At 60.6% G+C, this 20,114-nt stretch carries 11 protein-coding genes and 7 pseudogenes; 10 read left to right on the top strand and 8 right to left on the bottom strand.

Annotation, left to right across the window (positions count from 1 at the left end; translation table 11 throughout):
* Positions 1–57: 57 nt before the first annotated feature.
* From JG739_RS29695 to JG739_RS29710, 4 genes are all read left to right on the top strand, one after another.
* Positions 58–1,167, top strand: a complete 1,110-nt coding sequence (locus JG739_RS29695; protein ID WP_202364504.1) for an ABC transporter ATP-binding protein — start codon at positions 58–60, stop codon at positions 1,165–1,167.
* 103 nt (positions 1,168–1,270) lie between these two features.
* A complete protein-coding gene (locus tag JG739_RS29700; RefSeq protein WP_244749627.1) occupies positions 1,271–2,410 on the top strand; it encodes an ABC transporter permease in 1,140 nt (379 codons plus the stop codon).
* A gap of 10 nt (positions 2,411–2,420) precedes the next feature.
* Entirely contained in the window at positions 2,421–3,260 is an 840-nt protein-coding gene (locus JG739_RS29705) for an ABC transporter permease (protein WP_202364506.1), read from the top strand.
* 373 nt (positions 3,261–3,633) lie between these two features.
* Positions 3,634–4,014 (top strand): pyrroline-5-carboxylate reductase family protein, encoded by a 381-nt coding sequence (locus JG739_RS29710; RefSeq protein ID WP_202364507.1) that lies wholly within the window; start codon positions 3,634–3,636, stop codon positions 4,012–4,014.
* A 155-nt stretch (positions 4,015–4,169) separates the two neighbouring features.
* Here the strand turns inward: JG739_RS29710 and JG739_RS29715 are convergent, their stop codons facing one another.
* A complete protein-coding gene (locus JG739_RS29715; protein WP_202364508.1) occupies positions 4,170–5,150 on the bottom strand; it encodes a GlxA family transcriptional regulator in 981 nt (326 codons plus the stop codon).
* Positions 5,151–5,243: 93 nt separating this feature from the next.
* Between JG739_RS29715 and JG739_RS29720 the strand changes: the two genes are divergently transcribed.
* The 5 genes from JG739_RS29720 (at position 5,244) to purU (ending at position 11,852) form a co-directional block, all read left to right on the top strand.
* A complete protein-coding gene (locus JG739_RS29720; protein WP_202364509.1) occupies positions 5,244–6,494 on the top strand; it encodes a sarcosine oxidase subunit beta family protein in 1,251 nt (416 codons plus the stop codon).
* Between the two features lie 19 nt (positions 6,495–6,513).
* Positions 6,514–6,777, top strand: a complete 264-nt coding sequence (locus tag JG739_RS29725) for a sarcosine oxidase subunit delta (protein WP_202364510.1) — start codon at positions 6,514–6,516, stop codon at positions 6,775–6,777.
* A gap of 6 nt (positions 6,778–6,783) precedes the next feature.
* Entirely contained in the window at positions 6,784–9,753 is a 2,970-nt protein-coding gene (locus JG739_RS29730; RefSeq protein WP_202364511.1) for a sarcosine oxidase subunit alpha family protein, read from the top strand.
* Positions 9,746–10,279 (top strand): sarcosine oxidase subunit gamma family protein, encoded by a 534-nt coding sequence (locus tag JG739_RS29735; RefSeq protein WP_202364512.1) that lies wholly within the window; start codon positions 9,746–9,748, stop codon positions 10,277–10,279. Before JG739_RS29730 ends, JG739_RS29735 begins: the two co-directional genes overlap by 8 nt.
* A 688-nt stretch (positions 10,280–10,967) precedes the next feature.
* Positions 10,968–11,852, top strand: coding sequence for a formyltetrahydrofolate deformylase (gene purU, locus JG739_RS29740; protein ID WP_202364513.1), 885 nt, complete (start codon positions 10,968–10,970; stop codon positions 11,850–11,852).
* Between the two features lie 326 nt (positions 11,853–12,178).
* On the opposite strand, the pseudogene JG739_RS29745 reads toward purU, so the two are convergent.
* The 7 genes and pseudogenes from JG739_RS29745 to JG739_RS29775 all read right to left on the bottom strand — a co-directional run.
* Positions 12,179–13,611, bottom strand: a pseudogene (locus JG739_RS29745) (IS701 family transposase).
* A gap of 239 nt (positions 13,612–13,850) precedes the next feature.
* Positions 13,851–14,636 (bottom strand): annotated as a pseudogene (locus JG739_RS29750) (helix-turn-helix domain-containing protein); the annotation flags it as partial.
* Between the two features lie 16 nt (positions 14,637–14,652).
* Positions 14,653–14,997 (bottom strand): annotated as a pseudogene (locus tag JG739_RS29755) (transposase); the annotation flags it as partial.
* A 214-nt stretch (positions 14,998–15,211) separates the two neighbouring features.
* Positions 15,212–15,376: pseudogene (locus tag JG739_RS29760) on the bottom strand (ATP-binding protein); the annotation flags it as partial.
* 4 nt (positions 15,377–15,380) lie between these two features.
* Positions 15,381–17,486: a recombinase family protein gene (locus JG739_RS29765; protein ID WP_199202838.1), complete on the bottom strand. Its 2,106-nt coding sequence runs from the start codon at positions 17,484–17,486 to the stop codon at positions 15,381–15,383.
* Between the two features lie 443 nt (positions 17,487–17,929).
* A pseudogene (gene istB / locus JG739_RS29770) lies at positions 17,930–18,641 on the bottom strand (IS21-like element helper ATPase IstB); the annotation flags it as partial.
* A pseudogene (locus tag JG739_RS29775) lies at positions 18,641–19,165 on the bottom strand (Mu transposase domain-containing protein); the annotation flags it as partial. The pseudogenes JG739_RS29775 and istB, both read right to left, overlap by 1 nt.
* Before the next feature lie 192 nt (positions 19,166–19,357).
* Between JG739_RS29775 and istA the strand changes: the two are divergent.
* A pseudogene (gene istA, locus JG739_RS29780) lies at positions 19,358–20,113 on the top strand (IS21 family transposase); the annotation flags it as partial.
* Position 20,114: the final 1 nt, after the last annotated feature.

Consider the following 20,114-nt stretch of genomic DNA (forward strand, 5'->3'; position numbering starts at 1 on the left):
CGGCCATCGGATTTGAAGCGTTAGCTGCGGCAGTACCACGAGCCAGAACCAGAGATCATGAATAGCGGCAGCGCAGCGTTCGTGCATTTCCACGAAGTGCAAAAAAGCTACGACGGCTCTTGCCTTGTCGTGCAGTCCCTTTCCCTTGCCATAGCAAAGGGAGAATTTGTCACGATGCTAGGGCCATCGGGGTCGGGCAAGACAACGTCGCTGATGATGCTTGCAGGTTTCGAGCGGCCCACCGGCGGCAAGATCACCGTAGCAGGACGCGACCTAACGAACGTTCCTCCTCACCGGAGGGATATCGGCATGGTCTTTCAGAACTATGCCTTGTTTCCTCACATGACCATTGAGGAGAACGTGGCGTTCCCCCTCGTGGCGCGCAAGATGCCGAAGCCGGAGATTGCATCCCGTGTCCGCGGGGCGCTGGAACGGATTCGCATGGGCGCACTGGCGCATCGTCGCCCCGCTCAGCTTTCAGGCGGCCAGCAGCAGCGAGTGGCCCTCGCCCGCGCTCTGGTGTTCGAGCCGTCGCTCGTGCTGATGGATGAACCCTTAGGCGCGCTCGACAAGCAGCTGCGCGAACACATGCAGATGGAGATCAAGCACCTGCACGAGGAGCTCGGCCTTACCGTGGTGTATGTCACGCATGATCAGGACGAAGCCTTGGCGATGTCTGACCGCGTGGCGGTATTCAACAACGGCATTATTGAGCAGGTCGGCGCTGCCCGCGCGATTTATGAATCGCCTGAAACGGCATTCGTGTCGTCATTCGTGGGCGAGAATAACCACCTGAGCGGCTTGATCTCTTCGGCTGCTCGCAACGGGTGTGTCGTGACCGTCGGAAAAGTCGACATGCAATGCGTTGCCGTCGGATCCTTGAAGCGGGGAGATAGCGCGGTGGTCTCGCTTCGTCCGGAGCGCGTGTCGTTGGTACATGATGGTTCGGTTTTCGCCAACACCGCGAAAGCTATCGCAAAGGAAGTAGTCTACTTCGGAGATCATCTGCGCCTGTCGTGCCAGCTCGAAGACGGGCAAACCGTGACGATGAAACAGCCGAACAGAGACGGGATCACACAGATCTCCGTCGGTCAGCCGGTGCTTCTCGGTTGGCAAGCCACCGACGCGCGAGCCTTTTCATCCCAGAAAGTGCCTGGCAATGGCTGATTGTGCTGTGACTGTCTTCGCGACACCTGAAGAAATCGCCCGGCAGGTCGCTCGGTCTCGACGGGGCGAAACGCGAAAGGGTCTTCTCCTTCTGGCGCCTGCCTTGTTGTTCCTGTTCTTCACCTTCCTCCTTCCGCTCGGCTACATCCTGCGCTTAAGCGTTTACGATCCGACCATTCATGATGGGCTTCCGCGGACCGCAGAGGCACTGCAAAGTTGGAGTGGAAACGGGGCTCCCGATGAGCACACGTTTCAGGCCCTCGCCCAGGACCTGATCGACGCGCGGCAGGCGGATATTGTCGGCTCAATTGCCAATCGGCTGAACGTCGAGGCAGCGGGACTGCGTAGTGCGTTCGCGAGAACTGCTCGGCGTCTCGGGGAGAAGCCTCCCAGCGGTCATTACTCAGAGTGGTTTCAACGGGCAGATCCGGTATGGGGTGAGCAGTCAACCTGGCAGGTCATCAACCAATTACGAAGCTCAGTGAGCGCGAACTATTACCTCGCAGCCGTCGATCTTCGTCGCAACGCCTCCGGCGGCATCGAAATGGCCCCTGAGGAAAACCGTATACACACCACGCTCTTTGCAAGGACTTTCCTCATCGCTTTTTCGGTGACGGCTCTATGCATTCTTCTCGGCTACCCGGTGGCCTACTTGATTGCGACTTCATCGAAGCTTGTTGGTACGATCATGATCGTACTGGTTCTACTCCCATTCTGGACCTCTCTGCTGGTCAGAACCACCGGTTGGATCGTGCTTCTACAGTCTCAGGGCGTTCTGAATGACCTGCTTGTTTACCTCGGTCTTATTTCGGACGAGAACAGGGTGAGAATGATCTACAACCTTGCCGGCACCCTGATTGCCATGACGCACATCCTTCTGCCCTTCTTCATCCTCCCTCTATACAGCGTAATGGTTTCGATCTCCCCGGTCTATATGCGCGCTGCGCAGTCGTTGGGTGCCCACCGGTTCTACGCGTTCTGGAAGGTGTACTTTCCTAACACGCTCCCGGGTGTAGGCTCGGGCGCGCTCCTCGCATTCATACTCGCCGTGGGCTACTATATTACCCCCGCCCTGGTCGGCGGACAGTCCGGGCAGATGATCTCGAACATGATCGCATTCCACGTTCAGTCGTCCCTCAATTGGGGCCTGGCAGCGGCACTCGGCATAATCCTCCTGTCGGTCATCCTGATCCTCTACGCCGTGTACCACCGATATTCCGACGCCAATCGTTTGGTGAACTGAGGAACGAGGCATGCACAGCTTCACCGTCGAAGGAGCTTGGTCAGTCGCATTCCGGATTATCTGCGCTGCGATCCTGATCTTTCTGATCGTGCCGATTTTGATCATTGTGCCACTCTCCTTCAATGCGGAGCCATACTTCACATTCACCAGCGGCATGCTGCACTTCCACTCGGAAGCGTTCTCAACGCGGTGGTACGAAGCGTTCGTTTCGGATGCAGGCTGGATGGTCGCCGTACACAACAGCTTCTTTGTCGGGATTCTTTCGACGCTGCTCGCGACAGCGCTCGGCACCCTTGCCGCATTAGGCCTCAACAAGCCCCTGCCCATGCGCAACCTGATCGTGAGCCTTCTCCTGGCGCCAATGATCGTCCCGATCGTGGTGCTGGCTACCGGCACCTATTTCGTCTTTGCCAAGGTAGGTCTCGTTGACAGCTATCTCGGGCTTGTGCTCGCTCATTCTACCTTGGGACTGCCTTTCGTCGTAGTAACCGTGCTGGCCAGCCTCTCGAACTTCGATCAGGGGTTGGTGCGGGCGGGTCTCATTTCCGGCGCGCATCCGACGATGGTCTTTCGTCGCGTCACGCTGCCACTTATAGCGCCTGGCGTCCTTTCCGGCGCCGCACTGGCCTTCGTAACATCGTTCGACGAAGCTGTAATCACTCTCTTTTTGTCCCCAAGTCCGGCCTACTACACGGTTCCCCGCAAAATGTGGTCCGGCCTGCGTGAACAGATCAGTCCTACCATTCTGGCCGTCGCCACCACCTGGATCGTTCTCTCTTTGGTGCTGATGATCCTTATGGGAGTGCTGCGGCGCCAGTCCGCCAAGCGGTCGGCAAAACCAGTCGACTAACTGAGCAAACGGAGCTCCGGCCTGCTTCGTAACTCATAACGAATACGTGGGAAAGACGACCCGCTGACCATCGCTGTCGGCAACGATCCCTTCGAACGGCGTGGGGCGACGCAGGTTCCAAGTTGGCAGGTTGGTGCACTCCACGACGTGCCCCGAAAGAGCTGGAGAGATCCGCCATTCCGGGCGACCTATTGCAGAACGAAAGTGCTCTTAGCCGACCGGCTCGTGCAGTCTAGGTCGAGTGCCCCGCGTTCAAAGGGGATCGAATAACAAAGCTCCTCGCCGAGAAAGCCTCTGCCATCGTCGTTTCGGTCCAGCCAGGTTATTTTCGGTCGGTCGACATCGCGACCGAAGGAAGCTCTCGATTTCCGTCATGGCCGGGATCAATCTGACGACGCTTTCCCCGCAAATTGGAACGGAGCGCATCGTCCGATCCCTGCCGAATGCTGCGGCAGAAGTCAGGCAGTCCTACACACCACGGGTCGCGTCGCCGAACCTAACGGATAAGGATCGCGTCGTCGCAGAGCGCATTATTTCCGCTTGGGGCGAAGCTGACGAGTTGCGTTCGGTACTCGACGTGGCTTATTTCATTGGATTAACAGTTTCAGGTCCTGCATTTCCCGCTCTGCTCGCCCGGGCAATGGCGCGAGATGCTGTGGCGAGGGTGATTGATCCGGGTCGTTTGCGTGCAGGCCGTCATGCCCGTGCTGAAAGGTGCCGAGGCACTCTTTCAACCCAGTTCCGACGGACCTGAGGATTGGTCAAAAGGTTCGTTGATAACAGAGGCATCACCTCGGCAGCGCTGGAGCGATGATCGCCGGCAACTTTGAGACTGCGGTCAGCAATGGCCTTGAGCCGGCGCTTGCCCGATCATACTTGCTCGGACCTGACGAAAGCAGAGCCGACTGATCATCGCTTGCTTTCCCTTATTCTGTCCCGAAGCCGGCCCGGGGTGATTGAGAAGCGCGCAGTGAACACTTTGGAAAAATGACCAGCACTAGAAAATCCGGTGGCGAACGCGATCTCGGAGACCGACAGCGGGCTCTGCTCCAAAAGACGGCGTGCGTGATCCAGGCGGACGTTTCGATACGCTTCAAGAAATCCGATTTCCAAGTGGTCTGCGAACAATCTGTTTAGGTGGCGAACGCTGACGCCAGCGACCTTCGCCATAGCGTCGCGGGATAATGGCTGTTCGATGGCCGCTTCCATCTTTTCCAGGATCGTCAGCAGCGCCGGATGATGGGTGCCGAAGCGCTCCGCCGCCGAGCTGCGCTGCGACGCGGTGGGCTCACCGACCGCCGTGTGGAGATACCAATCGCTAACTCGGCGAGCGAAATGCGAGCCCATCCGCTCGGAAATCATCGCATGCATCATGTCGAGCGGCGCTATACCACCCCCGCAGGTGATCCGGTCGCCGTCTATGACATAGCGCGCCTGCCGGGGCGACAGACGTGGAAAGGCTTCCTTCAGAAGCCCGGCATGTTCCCAGTGAATGGTAAAGTCGCGATTGTCCAGGAGGCCTGCTGCAGCCAGAAGGTAGGCACCCGAGGATATGCCGCCGATCCTGATTCCTTGCCGCGAGAGCTTGCGCAGCGTGCCATAAAGCCCTTCCCGATCCACCCAATCGCGGGGGCTGCCGCCGGCACAGACGAAAAGCGTATGGCAAGCGCTGCCTTGGACCAGCAGGTCGCCGCATTCGACATTGAGGCCCGACGAGCTTCGCACCGGGTCGCCAGAGGAAGAAACCGGCACCGCATCATAGAGCGGTATGCCGGCGATTAGGTTCGCAGCGCGCAAGGGCTCGCTGGCGGACGCATAGGACATCAGCGCGAAATTTGGCACGAGCAGAAAGCCAATGCGGTGGAGGGCATTTGTTTCAATCGACACCATGGCCCAATTTTACTTCACGACGTCCTATCTGTGCAATTCAGATCGGAAAACTCGGCCTAGGCTGTGGGGCATCACCTCGATTGCGGGCATTACATGCGATACTCGGCTCTATCCCTATTTCTCAACGCGCTTCGCGGCAACAAGGCTTGGGCGCCGGCCTGGCGCCAGCCGGATCCGAAGTCCCGTTACGACGTGATCATCGTCGGTGGCGGTGGCCACGGCCTGGCGACCGCCTATTATCTCGCCAAGGAATTCGGGATCACCAATGTCGCCGTGCTGGAAAAAGGCTATATCGGCGGCGGAAACGTCGGCCGCAACACGACGATTATCCGTTCGAACTACCTGCTGCCGGGCAATAATCCCTTCTACGAACTGTCGATGAAGCTCTGGGAAGGCTTGGAGCAGGACTTCAATTTCAATGCCATGGTCTCCCAGCGCGGCGTGCTGAATCTCTACCATTCCGATGCGCAGCGCGACGCCTATACGCGACGCGGCAATGCCATGCTGCTGCACGGCGTCGATGCGGAACTGCTCGACCGCGAGGCGGTGCGCGCCAAGCTGCCATTCCTCAATTTCGACAATGCACGCTTCCCGATCCAGGGCGGCCTGCTGCAGAGGCGCGGTGGCACGGTGCGGCATGACGCGGTGGCCTGGGGCTATGCGCGCGGCGCTGACATGCGCGGCGTCGATATCATTCAGCATTGCGAAGTGACCGGCATTCGCCGCGAAAACGGCAAGGTCGTCGGCGTCGAGACAACCCGCGGTTTTGTCGGCTGTGGCGGGCTGGCGCTCACAGCCGCTGGCAATTCTTCACGCGTTGCCGAAATGGCCGACATCAAGCTGCCGATCGAGAGCCATGTGCTCCAGGCATTCGTGTCGGAAGGCCTGAAGCCCTTCCTCGACTCCGTGGTCACCTTCGGTGCGGGCCACTTCTACGTCTCGCAATCCGACAAGGGCGGCCTGGTCTTCGGCGGCGATATCGACGGCTATAATTCCTACGCCCAACGCGGCAATCTCGCCACCGTCGAGCATGTCGCTGAGGCGGGTAAGGCGATGATCCCAGGCATTTCCCGTGTGCGCGTGCTGCGCTCCTGGGGCGGCGTCATGGACATGTCAATGGACGGCTCGCCGATCATCGACCGTACCCATATCGACAATCTCTACCTCAATGCCGGCTGGTGCTATGGCGGCTTCAAGGCGACGCCGGCATCGGGCCTCTGCTTTGCGCATCTCATGGCACGGGGCACGCCGCACGAGACCGCTCGCGCCTTCCGGCTCGACCGTTTCGAGCGCGGCTATCTGATCGATGAAAAGGGCCAAGGCGCCCAGCCCAACCTTCACTGACCCTCAAGGTAGTTGCACGATGGCAAGTCTCATCCCCTGCCCCCATTGCGGCTCCCGGCCGAAGGAAGAATTCACCGTGAAGGGCGCGGCGCTCGCCCGGCCCGCGCCCGACGCCGGCAAGGAAGCCTGGGTGGACTATGTCTATCTGCGCGACAACCCGCGTGGTGTCTATGAGGAATACTGGCACCATACCTCCGGCTGCCGCCGCTGGCTGGTGGTGACCCGCGATACCGCCACCCACGAGATAGAAGCGAGCCGCGATGCGGCGCTCGCGCAAGGATAGGCGCCCATGACATCGTACCGTTTGCAGAATGGCGGCATTATCGACCGCCAGGCGAGCCTGTCTTTTTCCTTTGATGGCAAAAGAATGCTCGGCTTTGCCGGCGACAGCCTCGCCTCGGCGCTGCTCGCCAACGGACAGCTTCTGGTCGGTCGCAGCTTCAAGTATCACCGTCCGCGTGGCATCCTGACCGCCGGTGCCGCCGAGCCGAATGCGCTGGTGACCATCGGTCGGGGCGGCCGCACCGAGCCGAATACCCGCGCCACCATGCAGGAGCTATTTCAGGGACTGGAAGCGAAGAGCCAGAACCGCTGGCCGTCACTTGATTTCGACATCGGCTCGCTGAACAGCCTGTTGTCGCCCTTCCTCGGCGCCGGCTTCTACTACAAGACATTCATGTGGCCGGCCCCATTCTGGGAAAAGGTTTACGAGCCCTTCATCCGCAAGGCCGCCGGTCTCGGCAAGGCAAGCTATGAGGCGGATCCGGATACCTATGAGAAATGCTGGGCGCATTGCGACCTTCTGATCATCGGCGCCGGCCCTGCCGGCCTTGCCGCTGCGCTGACTGCCGGACGATCCGGCGCGCGGGTGATCCTGGCCGACGAGCATTCGATGCTCGGCGGTTCGCTCCTGTCGGAAACAGCCAGGATCGGCGACGCGACCGCGGTGGAATTCGTCCGCCAAATGACGGCCGAGCTGGAATCGCTCCCGAACATACGCATCCTCGACCGCACCACTGTGTTCGGCTGGTACGACGGCAACGTGTTCGGCGCGGTCGAACGAGTGCAGAAGCACGTCGCTTTGCCGCAGGCGAAACTCCCGGTCGAGCGGCTGTGGCGCATCGCCGCGAAGCAGGCGCTTCTGGCGACCGGTGCCGAGGGACGCCCGTTGGTCTTCGGCGGCAACGACATTCCGGGCGTGATGATGGCAGGCGCGATGCGCACCTATCTCAATCGCTATGGCGTTGCGCCCGGCCGTGAGGTGGCGATCTTTACCACGAACGACAGCGGCTATGCGCTCGCTCTTGATCTCGAAGCGCGGGGCATCGTGCCTGTGGCGATCATCGACAGTCGCGCAGAAGGCTGTCCGGCCTATGCAGGCAGGGGACGGGTCCTCAAGGGTGCGCTAGTATCGGATGCCAAGGGCGGCAAGGCCCTCTCGGCCATCGAAATTTTGAAGGGCGGCTCCAAGGAAACCCTGAAAGTAGATGCGCTCGCGGTGGCCGGCGGCTTCAGCCCCATCATTCATATTGCCTGCCATCGTGGCGGCAAGCCCGTTTGGTCCGACGAGCAGGCTGCATTTCTTGCGCCGGAGAGGCTGAACGGTTTGCAGCTGGCAGGCGCGGCCTTAGGCGCGGCGGGCATTGCCGCTTCGCTGGCAATAGGCGCAGCCAAAGCCTCGGTTATGGTCTCAGACATGGGCTTCTCGGCGACGCCGGTCAGTTTAGGTACGGTTGAAGGCGACATGGCAGCGCAGACGCGTCCGACCAAGGCGCTGTGGACCATTCCGGGCGTCAAGGGCAAGGCCTTTGTCGACTTCCAGAACGATATACATCGCAAGGATCTCGGCCTCGCCGTGCAGGAAGGCTATGGCGACGTGGAGCTGGCCAAGCGCTACACGACGTTGGGCATGGCGACCGATCAGGGCAAGCTCTCCAACGTCAACGCCATTGGTCTGCTCGCCGAAGCGCGCGGCGTCTCGCCTGCGGATGTCGGCACGACGACCTTCCGTCCCTTCTATACGCCGGTCTCCTTCGGAGCGCTCACCGGCGCCTATCACGGTTTCCACTTTCAGCCGGTGCGCAAGTCGCCGCTGCATGACTGGGCCAAGAAAAACGACGCGGTCTTTGTCGAGACCGGCCTCTGGTATCGTTCCTCCTGGTTCCGACGTTACGGCGAGACAACCTGGCGCGAAAGTGTCGACCGCGAAGTCAAGAACGCCCGCATCAATGCCGGCCTTTGTGATGTGTCCATGCTTGGCAAGATCGAGGTCTGCGGCAAAGATGCCGCCGAATTCCTCAAGCGCGTCTATTCAAACGCCTTTTTGAAACTGCCGGTCGGCAAGGCGCGCTATGGCCTGATGTTGCGTGAAGACGGCATGATCCATGACGACGGCACGACCAGCCGCCTGTCGGACCATCATTTTTTCATGACCACCACTACGGCTTATGCTGCAGGCGTCATGAATCACCTCGAATTCTGCTCGCAGGCATTGTGGCCGGAACTCGACGTACGGCTTGCGTCGGCAACCGACCAGTGGGCGCAGATGGCGATCGCCGGGCCGAAATCCCGAACGATCCTGCAGAAGATCGTCGACGAAGATATTTCGAATGCGGCCTTCCCGTTCCTCGCTGCCAAGGAAGTGTCCCTGTTCGGCGGTCAGCTCCATGGCCGCCTGTTCCGGATCTCCTTCTCCGGCGAGCTGGCTTATGAAGTGGCGGTTCCAGCCGGCTATGGCGAAAGCGTCGCCGACGCGCTGATGGAGGCGGGCCGCGAGCACGGCATCCAGCCATATGGCGTCGAGGCGCTCGGCGTCATGCGAATCGAGAAGGGTCACGTCACCCATAACGAAATCAACGGGACCGTGGTGCCGGGCGATCTCGGCTTCGGCAAGATGGTGTCCGCCGCCAAGGAGGATTTCATTGGCAAGGCCATGGTGGGCCGCGAAGGACTTGTTGCGCCTGACCGGCCGCAGCTCGTCGGTGTCATGCCGCTCGATTCTAGTACCTCCTTCCGCAATGGCTCGCATATCCTCGCAAAGGATGCGGCCCCCATACTCGAAAACGGCCAGGGCTATGTCACCTCTTCAGCCTACTCGCCGCATGTTGGCTCCACGATCGGTCTGGCGCTCGTCAAGCGCGGTTCCGAGCGGCATGGCGAGGAAGTGATGATCTGGAATGGCCTGCGCGATGAGTTCACACGCGGCCGCCTCTGCCATCCGGTTTTCGTCGATTTAGAAAATGAGAAGCTTCATGTCTGAATTCCGCGTCACCCTACGGCCCGCTCTGGCCACCATGCGTCCAATTGTTTCCGACCGGATCGCGCTAGAAGCATTGGCCGAAGGCCATGTCATTCATGTTCTCGGCAAGCCGGGCGACGAAGGTCTTGCTGCGCGTCTTGGGCTACTTTCCGACGGTTCGAAGCAGGCGGTTCGCGCCGGCGGCCCCGGCCAGTGGTTTCTCATCGGCAATCGCATGAAATCACATGCGGAGCTTTCGGCGCTATTCCAAGCGCTAAAGCCGGACGCCTTTGGCGTCGACCAAAGCCAGGGCCGCGTTCGAATGCTGGCGAAAGGCCCCATGGTCGAGCGGGTGCTGGCTAAGGGCACCGCGGTCGATCTGTCGCTTGCCGCGTTCCCGGTCGGTCACTCGACGACCACGCTGATTGGCCACATCGCGGCGCACGTGACCCGCGTGGGCGACGACGCTTTCGAAATTATGGTTCTGCGCGGCTTTGCCGAAAGCCTGTGGGATGATCTTGCCCGCATGTGCGCTGAATACGTCTGAAAACGGAAAGCTTCCATGACAATCATTATCGTAGGCGTGATCAGCTCCCCACGTGATCTCGGAGTGTCGGATACTATTGTCGGCGTTGAGGCGAGAGTATTGCGATGTCGGATGCAGTCAGGCTTAGTGTCGGGCTTGAAGCCTTCAGCGGCTATCGGAGGATCGAGCTGATTTCTGGCCACCGGCAGCATCGGGCGTGATCGGACGACGAGAAGGCGAAGCGGGCGCGAACATCTTGGAGGTGATCATAATGGCGTCAGCCGAGGCCTGTCGACGGTTTGCGCCGCGTCGCTGGCGTTGTCCGCGCGAGGGGTATGCCTACCCAGTTTCATTCCGGTCGAGGTCGAGGTAGCGCCGCGCGAGCCGATGGCGCCTGCGGGATTGACGTCGACCTTCGGGCGGGACGTGTTGCGTTTCGCGGCGGCATCGCCCCGCGCATTGGCCGCGGTCCTGCCGCACCGCGAAATGTGGAGCAGCAAGACCGTCGTTGCAGTTATCCGGAGGGAACGTGGACCTGGAGCGTTTGGCGCGTCCTTAGTTGATCTCCTGACGCCGCCGGGTCGCAACGTTTGTTTTGGTCGGGTGACCTCATGCCCTGGACGACAGGCCGGGCTCCGAAAGCTTCGAGCGTGGCCCACCTTCTCACAAAGAAGCGAACCTTGTTTCCCACAACCCGTAAAGGCAACGAATGACCACTTATGTCCTGACAGCAACGTGTCAATCAACGCGAGGAATAGTAGCCGCCGTATCCAGTTTTCTTTGCGAACTGGGTTGCAATATCGTCGATAGCTCGCAATTCGACGATCTTAGCACTGGCCGCTTCTTTATGCGCGTCTCATTCATATCCGAGGACGGGCAACGAGCCGAAGCACTCGCCGAGGAGCTAAGACCAATCGCCGAAAAATTTCAAATGGAAGCAGAGCTTCACATACCAACGCAAAGGATGAAGGCGCTATTGATGGTCTCGCGCTTTGGCCATTGCCTCAACGACCTTCTGTATCGTTGGCGGATTGGGGCTCTGCCGATCGACATCGTTGGCGTCGTCTCAAATCATTTCGACTACCAAAAGGTCGTGGTGAACCATGACATTCCCTTTCACCACATTAAGGTGACGAAGGAAAACAAGCCGCAGGCCGAAGCCCAGATCATACAGTTGGTTGAAAGCTCAGGCACCGAACTGATCGTGCTTGCTCGCTACATGCAGGTGCTGTCGGATGCCATGTGCCACAAGATGTCGGGCAAGATAATCAACATCCATCACTCTTTCCTGCCGAGCTTCAAGGGCGCCAACCCCTACAAGCAGGCTTATGAGCGCGGCGTCAAGCTGATCGGGGCTACGGCGCATTATGTCACTGCCGATCTCGATGAGGGCCCGATTATCGAACAGGACACGGTTCGCGTTACCCACGCCCAAAGCGCGGAAGACTATGTCTCGATAGGCCGGGACGTTGAAAGTCAAGTCCTTGCACGGGCAGTCCACGCCCATATCCATCACCGCGTCTTCTTGAACGGCAACCGCACCGTCGTCTTCCCGGCGAGCCCGGGAAGTTACGCCTCCGAACGCATGGGTTGAATATGACGATAGTCGACGGGAAACAGGTTGCCGCATCCGTGATCGATATAATGGAGGCCGCGGCTGCGGCGCTTGAGAGCAGAATGGCGTGAAGACCCTCCCTGCCGTCACCTCGTCGGTGACGACCCAGCGAGCCGCACTTACATTTGTTCCGGCAGCCGCAAAGGGCAAGGAGCGGCTTAAGCTCGGTGCAGCACGCCCTCGCCGCCGAGACCAGCCAGGAAGATCTCACAAGTTTGGTGAATTACCGTAGCCTCCGGCGAAGCGATCACCGGATAGCTACGAAGAACCTGAATGCCGATAAGACCATGCACGCCCTCCTAGTACTACTGCGTCATAAATTGCGAGCCTGACGCGGACTGTCCATTGCCCTTATGCAGCACGGACATCGTTGCAGACGGTTGGCCAGGGCCACAGTCAGGCGTCGCCTGAGGGTCGGGATCGAGGTCGGGACGTGCCGCTCTGGTCGGATCGGAGGATCCGCGGGGTCGATAACCGTCGGGAAGACCAGGTGTTTGGCGGCCCTGGGCGCGAGCTGGAGCCGAGGGAATCGTCTCCCTCAGAGAGACCAGGAAGCCATAGGCGGCGATACAGAGGCTGGCGTGGTGGTGGAAGCCCCGCCACCCTCGGCCTTCGTAGTGGCTCAGTCCCAGCTCCTGCTTGAGTTCCTGATAGTCTCGCTCGATCCGCCAACGCAGCTTGGCGGTGTCGACCAGCTGGGTGATCGTAGCGTCGGCCGGCAAGGTGGAGAGCCAATACTTGCTCGGCTCGACCTCGCCTTCAGGCCACTCGATCAGGAGCCACTCTTCGGCGTGAGCCTCGGGCCGATTGTAGTCCCTGGAGGCCGGCCGCAAGCGCACGGCGGCGAAGCGGGAATTGAGCTCGGTGTTGGTTCCTTCACGCCAGGCGATCGTGCGCCAGGTCTTGGCGTCGAACTCCTCGGCCAGGGCCTTGGCCGAGATCGGCTTGTGTTTGTCGGTTCGGCCGACCCGAGACGGCGGCCGGCCTCTTCCGCTCCAAGGCTTGGGCGGCAGCGGGCTCTCGCCTGGGCGCCAGACGCTGAGGGTGGGCTGAACGCCGACAACATAGGTCAGACCGAGCTCGGACAGACCGGCGCGGAAACTACCGTCGGCGCCATATCCGGCGTCGGCGAGAACCACGCCGGGCGCGACGCCCTCGGCCTTGGCCGTCCTGATCTGCTCGAGCGCGATCTGCGGCTTGGTCTGGAACGTGATCGCCGCCGGAATCTTGGCCTTCTTGCGTTGTTCCGGATCCTCCGCCCAGCTGTGCGGGAGATACAATTCGTAGGCGATCGGAAGCGAGGCTGCGTCATTCGCGATCGATAGGCTAACCGCAATCTGACAGTTGTCCTGCTTGCCCAACTGGCCGCAATACTGGCGCGCTACGCCCACCGAGTGCTTGCCCTTCTTGGGAAAGCCCGTGTCGTCGACGATCCACGCCCGGATCGGTCCACGCCGCTCGATCCGTGGAAGAACCCAGTCGCGAACCCGCGCCAGCAAGGCCGCGTCCGACCACGGCGCCTGTCCCACGAAATGCAGCAGAGACTGATGCTTGGCCGCCACCCGCGACGGCGCCGTGACGGCCGCCAACGGCTCCACGCTCTTGCGCTCGATCGGCATTAGAAGTCCCAGGCAATAATCCTTCAGCGGCTCAGCTCTGTCGGCGTGGCCGATCACCCCGATCAAGCATCGATATAGGCGTCGAACGCCGCTTCACTCTCCGCAGTCCAGTTGGTCATGGCGCGCTTCCCTGATCACGAATCAGCACGCTAACAAATCCGCAGCCAGCGCGAATCCCCCCGCACCCGCGACTTTCTGACTCAGTAAGACTAGTCTAGTAGGCTGTTGAAGAAGGAGCACGTTTGGCCTTGAGGATAGCCTCGTCGCCGTTGTGATAGGCGAAGGTGACGAGCAATTCGGCGGAGCCGTCGCCGGTGACCTCGTCCGTCTCATCGAAGCCCGCCCATGTGAAGAAGACGATGCCATTGGTCTGCGGGTTCTTGGTCTTGGTGCGGGAATGGTCCACGTCCTCAACCGCCAGATAGAGCTCGTACTCGTGGTGTTCGGGATTGCCGCAATATTCAGTGCCGCGGTCGGTCAGCACCCGGCTTAGCTTCACCTCGTCGAAGAACGGCACCACGCGGTCTTGAGGAGATCGGCGGCGGTGATCGGCGTCTTGCGGTCATAAATCCTGGCGAAGGCGACTTTCGAATAGGTGTCGAGGATGGTCTGCTGGTAAATGCGTCCGACCCCCTTCATGGCGCCGACATAGAAGGTGTCCTGGCCGCCGCAATAGCCCGGGCATTCAATCTCGAACTCACCATGTGCCTCCTTGTCCAGCTTGGCCTTTTCCAGTGCCGCCAATTGGCTCTCGGTGAGCACGATACCGTCCTGGGCGACCTTGGCCTCCAGCGCCTTCAGCCGCTTCTTCATCGTCTCCAGATCGTGACGCTGCCACACCCCGCGGACGCCCGACGGCGAGACCGAGTGGCCGAGCTTGCGCATTTCGTTGGCGATGCGGGTCTGCACATAGGCGGGATATTCCAGCGTCAGCTCGAGGATGATCGCCTCGATCTCCGGTGGCGTGCGGTTGGCCAACAGCGGCTTCCTGCGCGTCAGTTCCTGCAGCGCCAGTTCGCCACCGGTCTCGTAAAGCTCCTTGAAGCGGTAGAAGCTGTCGCGCGAATAGCCCATTATCTTGCAGGGCTGGCTGACATTGCCGAGCTGTTTGGCCAGCCAGCAACCCCACTTTGGCGCGGATGATCGCCCGATGACAGCCGGAACTTCGCCGCGATATCGCCCTCAGCAGCCGGTCGCGGTTCTTCGAGAAAACCGAATGGTCCCAGGCTGCATCGGAACAGGAGGTCGTATTCCAGCCGCTCCATCAAAAGCCGTTCCGAGCGGATCGAATAGAACGCCTGCAACAGCATCGCTCGCAACAGCTTTTCCGGCGGGATCGACGACCGTCCGATCGGCGAGTACAGCGCCGTAAACTCCCGCTCCAACGCCGAAAGCGCCTCTTTCACAATCGCCCGAATACGGCGCGACGGATGATCGCGCCGAACCCGAGCCTCAAGGTCCACGTAGCTGAACAGTTCGCCCGTCTGTCCGTCACCGCCCCGCACGATTCACTCCTACCTCTTGGTGGTCAGAGTGAATCGCGAACCGGAGACTGTCGCGAGCCCTTTTCAACTGCCTGCTAGTGCAGTTGCCGTTGCCTAGACTGCCTGATGGACAGGCAAAAACTCCCTGTTCATGGACTACTCAGAGTTTGCGGCAAAAACCCTGTCAAGCGACACGAGGAATTGACCCCTTGGCGACATCAGGAACTGACCCCCTTCACTGGGTTGCTGTTTCGTTGGTTTCGGGCGCCGGTCCCGCCTTCTGCAGAAGACCGGACCGACGTTTTTCGCGGAGACGGTAGCTGTCGCCGCGGATGGTAATCACCGCCGAATGGTGAAGCAGGCGATCCAGGATCGCGGTGGCCACCACGGGATCCGCGAATGCTTCATGATGCACCTTTCCTTGATCGCCTGGTCCGTTGCAGTCGGCGTTGAAGTTGATCGATCTGGTCGCTGGAAAGGCTGATCTGCCAAGGCTGGCCTTTCGTGCTTTGCCGACCGTTGATAAGTCCCTGGGCGAGGTAATCGAAGATGGTTTGAGCCGTCACGCCGATTGCAGCGGCAGCGCCCTGTACAGAGTAGGTCCCATCAGGCCAGCGTGTCGGATTGGCTGCGACACCGTTAATCTTGGCTGTCGGGATTCCCCAGCGGTGGCGCAGAAGCCAGACGTTCTCGTAGGTGAATGGTCTGCCTCGGGCTGAACGAATGCCCTCGTCGTTCAATTTTTTGGCGATTTGCCTGTCCATATCGCCCGCAGCATTGAGTTGCGTGATCCGCTCACGCACAAGCTCGAGTTCGCCATAGTCTCGATCGTAAGATTGAACTCGGCGTTGGATTTGATGTTGGCTGGTTGCGCCGGTCTGCCAAAGAATCCTGATGGCGACCTGGCCGCGTATCTTCTTCTGGTCGAGAACGACCTCCTGCACGATGAAGCGCAAGATACGTTTGCGGTCTTCTGGTTGGGTCGTTTCTGAGTGCCAGATAGCCGGCAAATTCTCGGCGAGTTGCTGAAGCGCCGCGTGATCCTGTGTCTGTAACACCAAGGGCTCTCGGTCTCTCCACCGACGATATTCCTGCTCGATCTCATCGACCAAGCGCAGCTTGTCTTCCCATGCCTTTTCCAGGGTTCTGGCGACGAGACGATTTTCCGGTTCCACGGTGTCGTATTGTCGTCGAGCCCGCTCGGCGTCATACCGCGCACGTTCCCGCCGTAGCGTCCATTGTTTCTCGAGGCTCCGCGTTTCCTCCGCAATCTCGTCGAGCGCAGCGATGGCGATGGCGATTTGGTCAGGTTCCAACGCCTTCAGGAGGGTTTGGGCGACCAACTCATCTACTGCGGGCGCCCGAACCTCCTGACAGAGAGAGCTGCCGGTCTGGTTGCGGTCCGCCAGGCAGCAGTAAACGGGGCATGCACTGTCGGGGCCGCTGTAGCGCACGGTCATCCGCCGCCCGCATTGGCCGCAAACCGCCAAGCCCTGCAGCAAAGCAATGCCCTTGCGCGGCGCGCCGCGGTGGCCGGCCTCGTATCGATTGGTGTTGTCGGCGAGGCGGCGCTGATTGACCATGAACTCCTCCCAGTCAATATAACCAGGGTGTGCGTCTTTGATGCAAACCTCCCAGTCGTCAATGGCCACCTTCGAGGTTGCGCGGTGCGAACCCGGACCTTGGCGGACCGCATTTATTCGGCGCCGGCCGTAGACATATGCGCCGGCATAGGCCGGGTTGTGCAAAATATAATGGACATGGGCGATGGTGGCGTCTCGCCACACCAGCTCATGGGGTCCCGGCCCGCGGAGCGGCCGCACCGGTATGCGTAGGTCGTGCGTGCGCAGGTAACGCATAACGCGTCGCGCGGTCCCAAGCTCCCTAAATTTGTCGAAGACCAGACGCAGCCGAGCCTGCACCTCTTCATCAGGATTGAGCACGATCTGGCCGGAGCGGTTGTACGCCAAGCCACCTGGCAGCGGTATGCGAAGCTCGCCTCGCGCCGCCTTCTGCCGCTCCCCTTGATGCAGGCGGATGCGGATCTGATGCAACTCTGCTTCGCTCATGATCCCCGAGAGCCCTAACAGCAGCCGGTCGTGATAAGCGCAGGGATCGTAGAGGCGCTCGCCATCAGCGATGATAACGCCGAACAATGAACACAACTCGAGGAGTTGATGCCAATCTCGGTTATTGCGTGCCAATCGAGATGCATCGAGGCTGACCACCAGACCCGCGTTGCCGAGCCCGATCTCGGCGATGAGCCGTTGGAAGCCGCCGCGCTCGACTTGGCCGTTTCCCGATTTTCCAAGATCCTCATCGATGACGACGACACGATCCGGCGGCCAGCCCAATCTGACGGCTCGGTCCACCAAGCTGTACTGAAGTTCGGTGCTTTCCTGATGGTGGCGCACCTGGTTTATCGAGGATTGGCGTACATAAACGTAAGCGAACTTTGAACGCCGGACGGCCGTGAGCCGCTCGTCAGAATTACCCGGGACGGCCAACATCAAACTGTTCCCTCACCGCCGGCGCGGTCGGCGGCATCCGGCGGATCAGAGTCGCAAGCATCTGCGCGAGTTGGTGCTGACATACCGGTGGGAGATCGTTCCAAAGATTGGGCGAGTCTCGCTTGATCCTTACCAGTGGAACGTTGGCCTCCGGAAGAGATACCGCCATCCGAAGTGCTAATGCATGAGCAACCATTGCAATTCGCTATTGAGTTACCAAAGGTGATTCGCACATAATACACTAAAGGAAGCAAAATTCTAACGGATATTAACTTTTCAGTCCCGCCGCGATGCTCATCGTCATCATCGATAGCGCGCGACAAATCCGTCACTGACCGGCGGATATTGCGTAACCGCCCATCCGGCAGGCGGATGACAACAAAGGCAGGTCCGCGCCCCGACCGAAGTGATGCCACCTCAAACCGCTGTCCACAGAGCGCGTGTCGACGGTCAACTACCGTGATGTGAGACACCAGCCGATCAATGACAGGGGCATCCTGCTCTGCTTGGGTCTCCAAAAACGTTCCCCCATTCGCCCACCGAACGATTGGAGGTAATCAGGATCGATCCCTTCTCGTATCGGCGCGACACCAGCTGGAAGAACAGGTGAGCGGCATTGGCCTCGAAGGGAAGATAGCCGAGCTCGTCGATGATCAGCAATTTTGGACGCGATAAGATCGTCAACTGCTTGTCGAGCGAGCCATCGCCATGGGCTTTTGCCAACATCGCCACCAGCGTGGCCGCAGTGACGAATTGGACATTGTAATTCTGGCGGATCGCCTCGCGACCAAGGCTCACAGCAAGATGGGTTTTGCCCGTTCCCGGAGGCCCCAGCAACAAGAGCGTGTCGCCATGGGCAATCCAGCGGCAGGTCGCCAGCTCCCTGATTTGTCCTGGATCCACCGATGGCTGCGCGTCGAAGTCGAAGCCGTCGAGTTCGCGCACGAACGGGAACTGCGCGATCTTGCTCGACATGGAGATGCGCCGCTCGTCGCGCCGCGCGATCTCGCGCGACACCAGGAAAGCCAAGGCCTCGCGCAAGGTCATCTTCGAACGGACCGCTTCGTCCAGCAGCGTGTCGAGCTGGTCGCGGATCGCCGTCAACTTCAGCCGATCCAGGGTTGCGATCAGCACGTCATGATCTAGGGTCGTCATCACCAGCCCCCTCCGACCACCGCTTCGTACTCGGCGAGTGGCCGCAGCAAGGTGGCCGGGGCGATCTCGATGCGCTCGGCGCGCACCGGCCCTTCGAAGCCGGCAACGCCGACAAAATGCATTCGGTCCACGATGCGCTGTCGTCGCCCTCGGTATAGGGCATGGTCGGCCACTACCTGGCCGGCATGACGGATGATCACGCGGCCTGCCAGCACCACGACCTGGACGCTTTCGCCGATCAGGCGCCAAGGGACCGAGTAGCTGTTCGTATCCAAGTCGATTGCGCAGTCGGCCTGGACCTTGCGGACCAGATCCCGCAGCTGTCCGAACGGCGCGCGTCCCGCCAGCGGGCGAAGCGCACGAGCTTCAGCGGCAAAGCGTTCCACCGGCGCGACACCGGTCGTGCCGTGTTCGCGCTGGTCGGCGACCTCGCGCGTCCACCGGTCCAAATGCGCCTCGAACGCCGCCCAGCTCTCAAACCGGCGCCCGGCGATCGCGTTCTTCTTAACGTAGTGCGGATTCCGAGATCATCGCGCGCACCGTTCCGATTTGATCGCGCGCGGCATTCCGAAGTGATGGCGCGCAGCATTCCGAGAATTACCCGCGCGGGATTCCGACACGATCGCGCGCAGTTCGGAGTTAGGAGAACCTGATCCTTGGGGCATGTTCCGGTCGGGCAACGACCGGAGGAATGGATGCCGACGAGGAGGGTTAGGATGCGCCACGTGCGCGAGATTTTACGTCTGAGCTTGGAAGCGGGGCTATCGACGCGGATGGCTGGCGAGCGTGCCGGGGTCGGGCCGACGACGGTCCGGGATATGCTGAAGCGGTTTGCACGCTCCGGGCTGAACTGGCCGGTCCCGGCCGAGATGAGCGATGCCGACCTGGAAGCTTGCCTATACGGCTTACCTGGGATGAAGCCCGGCCGGCGCAAACAGCCGGAACCGGACTGGTCGGCGGTAGCACGTGAGCTGAAGCGCAAGCATGTGACGCTGCAGGTTCTGTGGGAAGAGTATGTCGCCGCCCACCCGGATGGCTATCGCTACAGCCGTTGGTGTGACCTGTTCCGGCGCTGGGAAGGCCGCCTGCCTCTGACGATGCGGCAGAGCCACGCGGGCGGTGAGAAGATGTTTGTCGATTACGCCGGCGACACGGTGCCGGTTGTAGTCGACCGCCGGACCGGTGAGGTGCGCGATGCCCATCTGTTTGTGGCGGTGCTCGGCGGATCGAGCTTGTCATTTGCCTGCGCGACGTGGACCGAGCAGTTCGCGGACTGGATCGAGGCGCACAATGGCGCCTTCGCCTTCTTCGGCGGCGTGGCCCATCTTCTGGTCCCGGACAACGCGAAGGTCGCGGTGATTAAGGCGTGTCACTTCGATCCGATGGTCAACCGCAGCTACACCGACATGGCGCGTCATTACGGCACGGCGGTGCTCCCGGCAAGACCGAGGAAGCCACGCGATAAGGAGAAGG

This window comes from Mesorhizobium sp. L-2-11, assembly GCF_016756595.1.
Classification (GTDB): Bacteria; Pseudomonadota; Alphaproteobacteria; order Rhizobiales; family Rhizobiaceae; genus Mesorhizobium.

Bases quoted from the DNA above. Each gene is read 5' to 3' on its own strand.
- JG739_RS29695 (WP_202364504.1), top strand. From the start codon at position 58: ATGAATAGCGGCAGCGCAGCGTTCGTGCATTTCCACGAAGTGCAAAAA.
- JG739_RS29705 (WP_202364506.1), top strand. From the start codon at position 2,421: ATGCACAGCTTCACCGTCGAAGGAGCTTGGTCAGTCGCATTCCGGATT.
- JG739_RS29710 (WP_202364507.1), top strand. From the start codon at position 3,634: ATGGCCGGGATCAATCTGACGACGCTTTCCCCGCAAATTGGAACGGAG.
- JG739_RS29715 (WP_202364508.1), bottom strand. From the start codon at position 5,150: ATGGTGTCGATTGAAACAAATGCCCTCCACCGCATTGGCTTTCTGCTC.
- JG739_RS29720 (WP_202364509.1), top strand. From the start codon at position 5,244: ATGCGATACTCGGCTCTATCCCTATTTCTCAACGCGCTTCGCGGCAAC.
- JG739_RS29725 (WP_202364510.1), top strand. From the start codon at position 6,514: ATGGCAAGTCTCATCCCCTGCCCCCATTGCGGCTCCCGGCCGAAGGAA.
- JG739_RS29730 (WP_202364511.1), top strand. From the start codon at position 6,784: ATGACATCGTACCGTTTGCAGAATGGCGGCATTATCGACCGCCAGGCG.
- JG739_RS29735 (WP_202364512.1), top strand. From the start codon at position 9,746: ATGTCTGAATTCCGCGTCACCCTACGGCCCGCTCTGGCCACCATGCGT.
- purU (WP_202364513.1), top strand. From the start codon at position 10,968: ATGACCACTTATGTCCTGACAGCAACGTGTCAATCAACGCGAGGAATA.
- JG739_RS29765 (WP_199202838.1), bottom strand. From the start codon at position 17,486: ATGTTGGCCGTCCCGGGTAATTCTGACGAGCGGCTCACGGCCGTCCGG.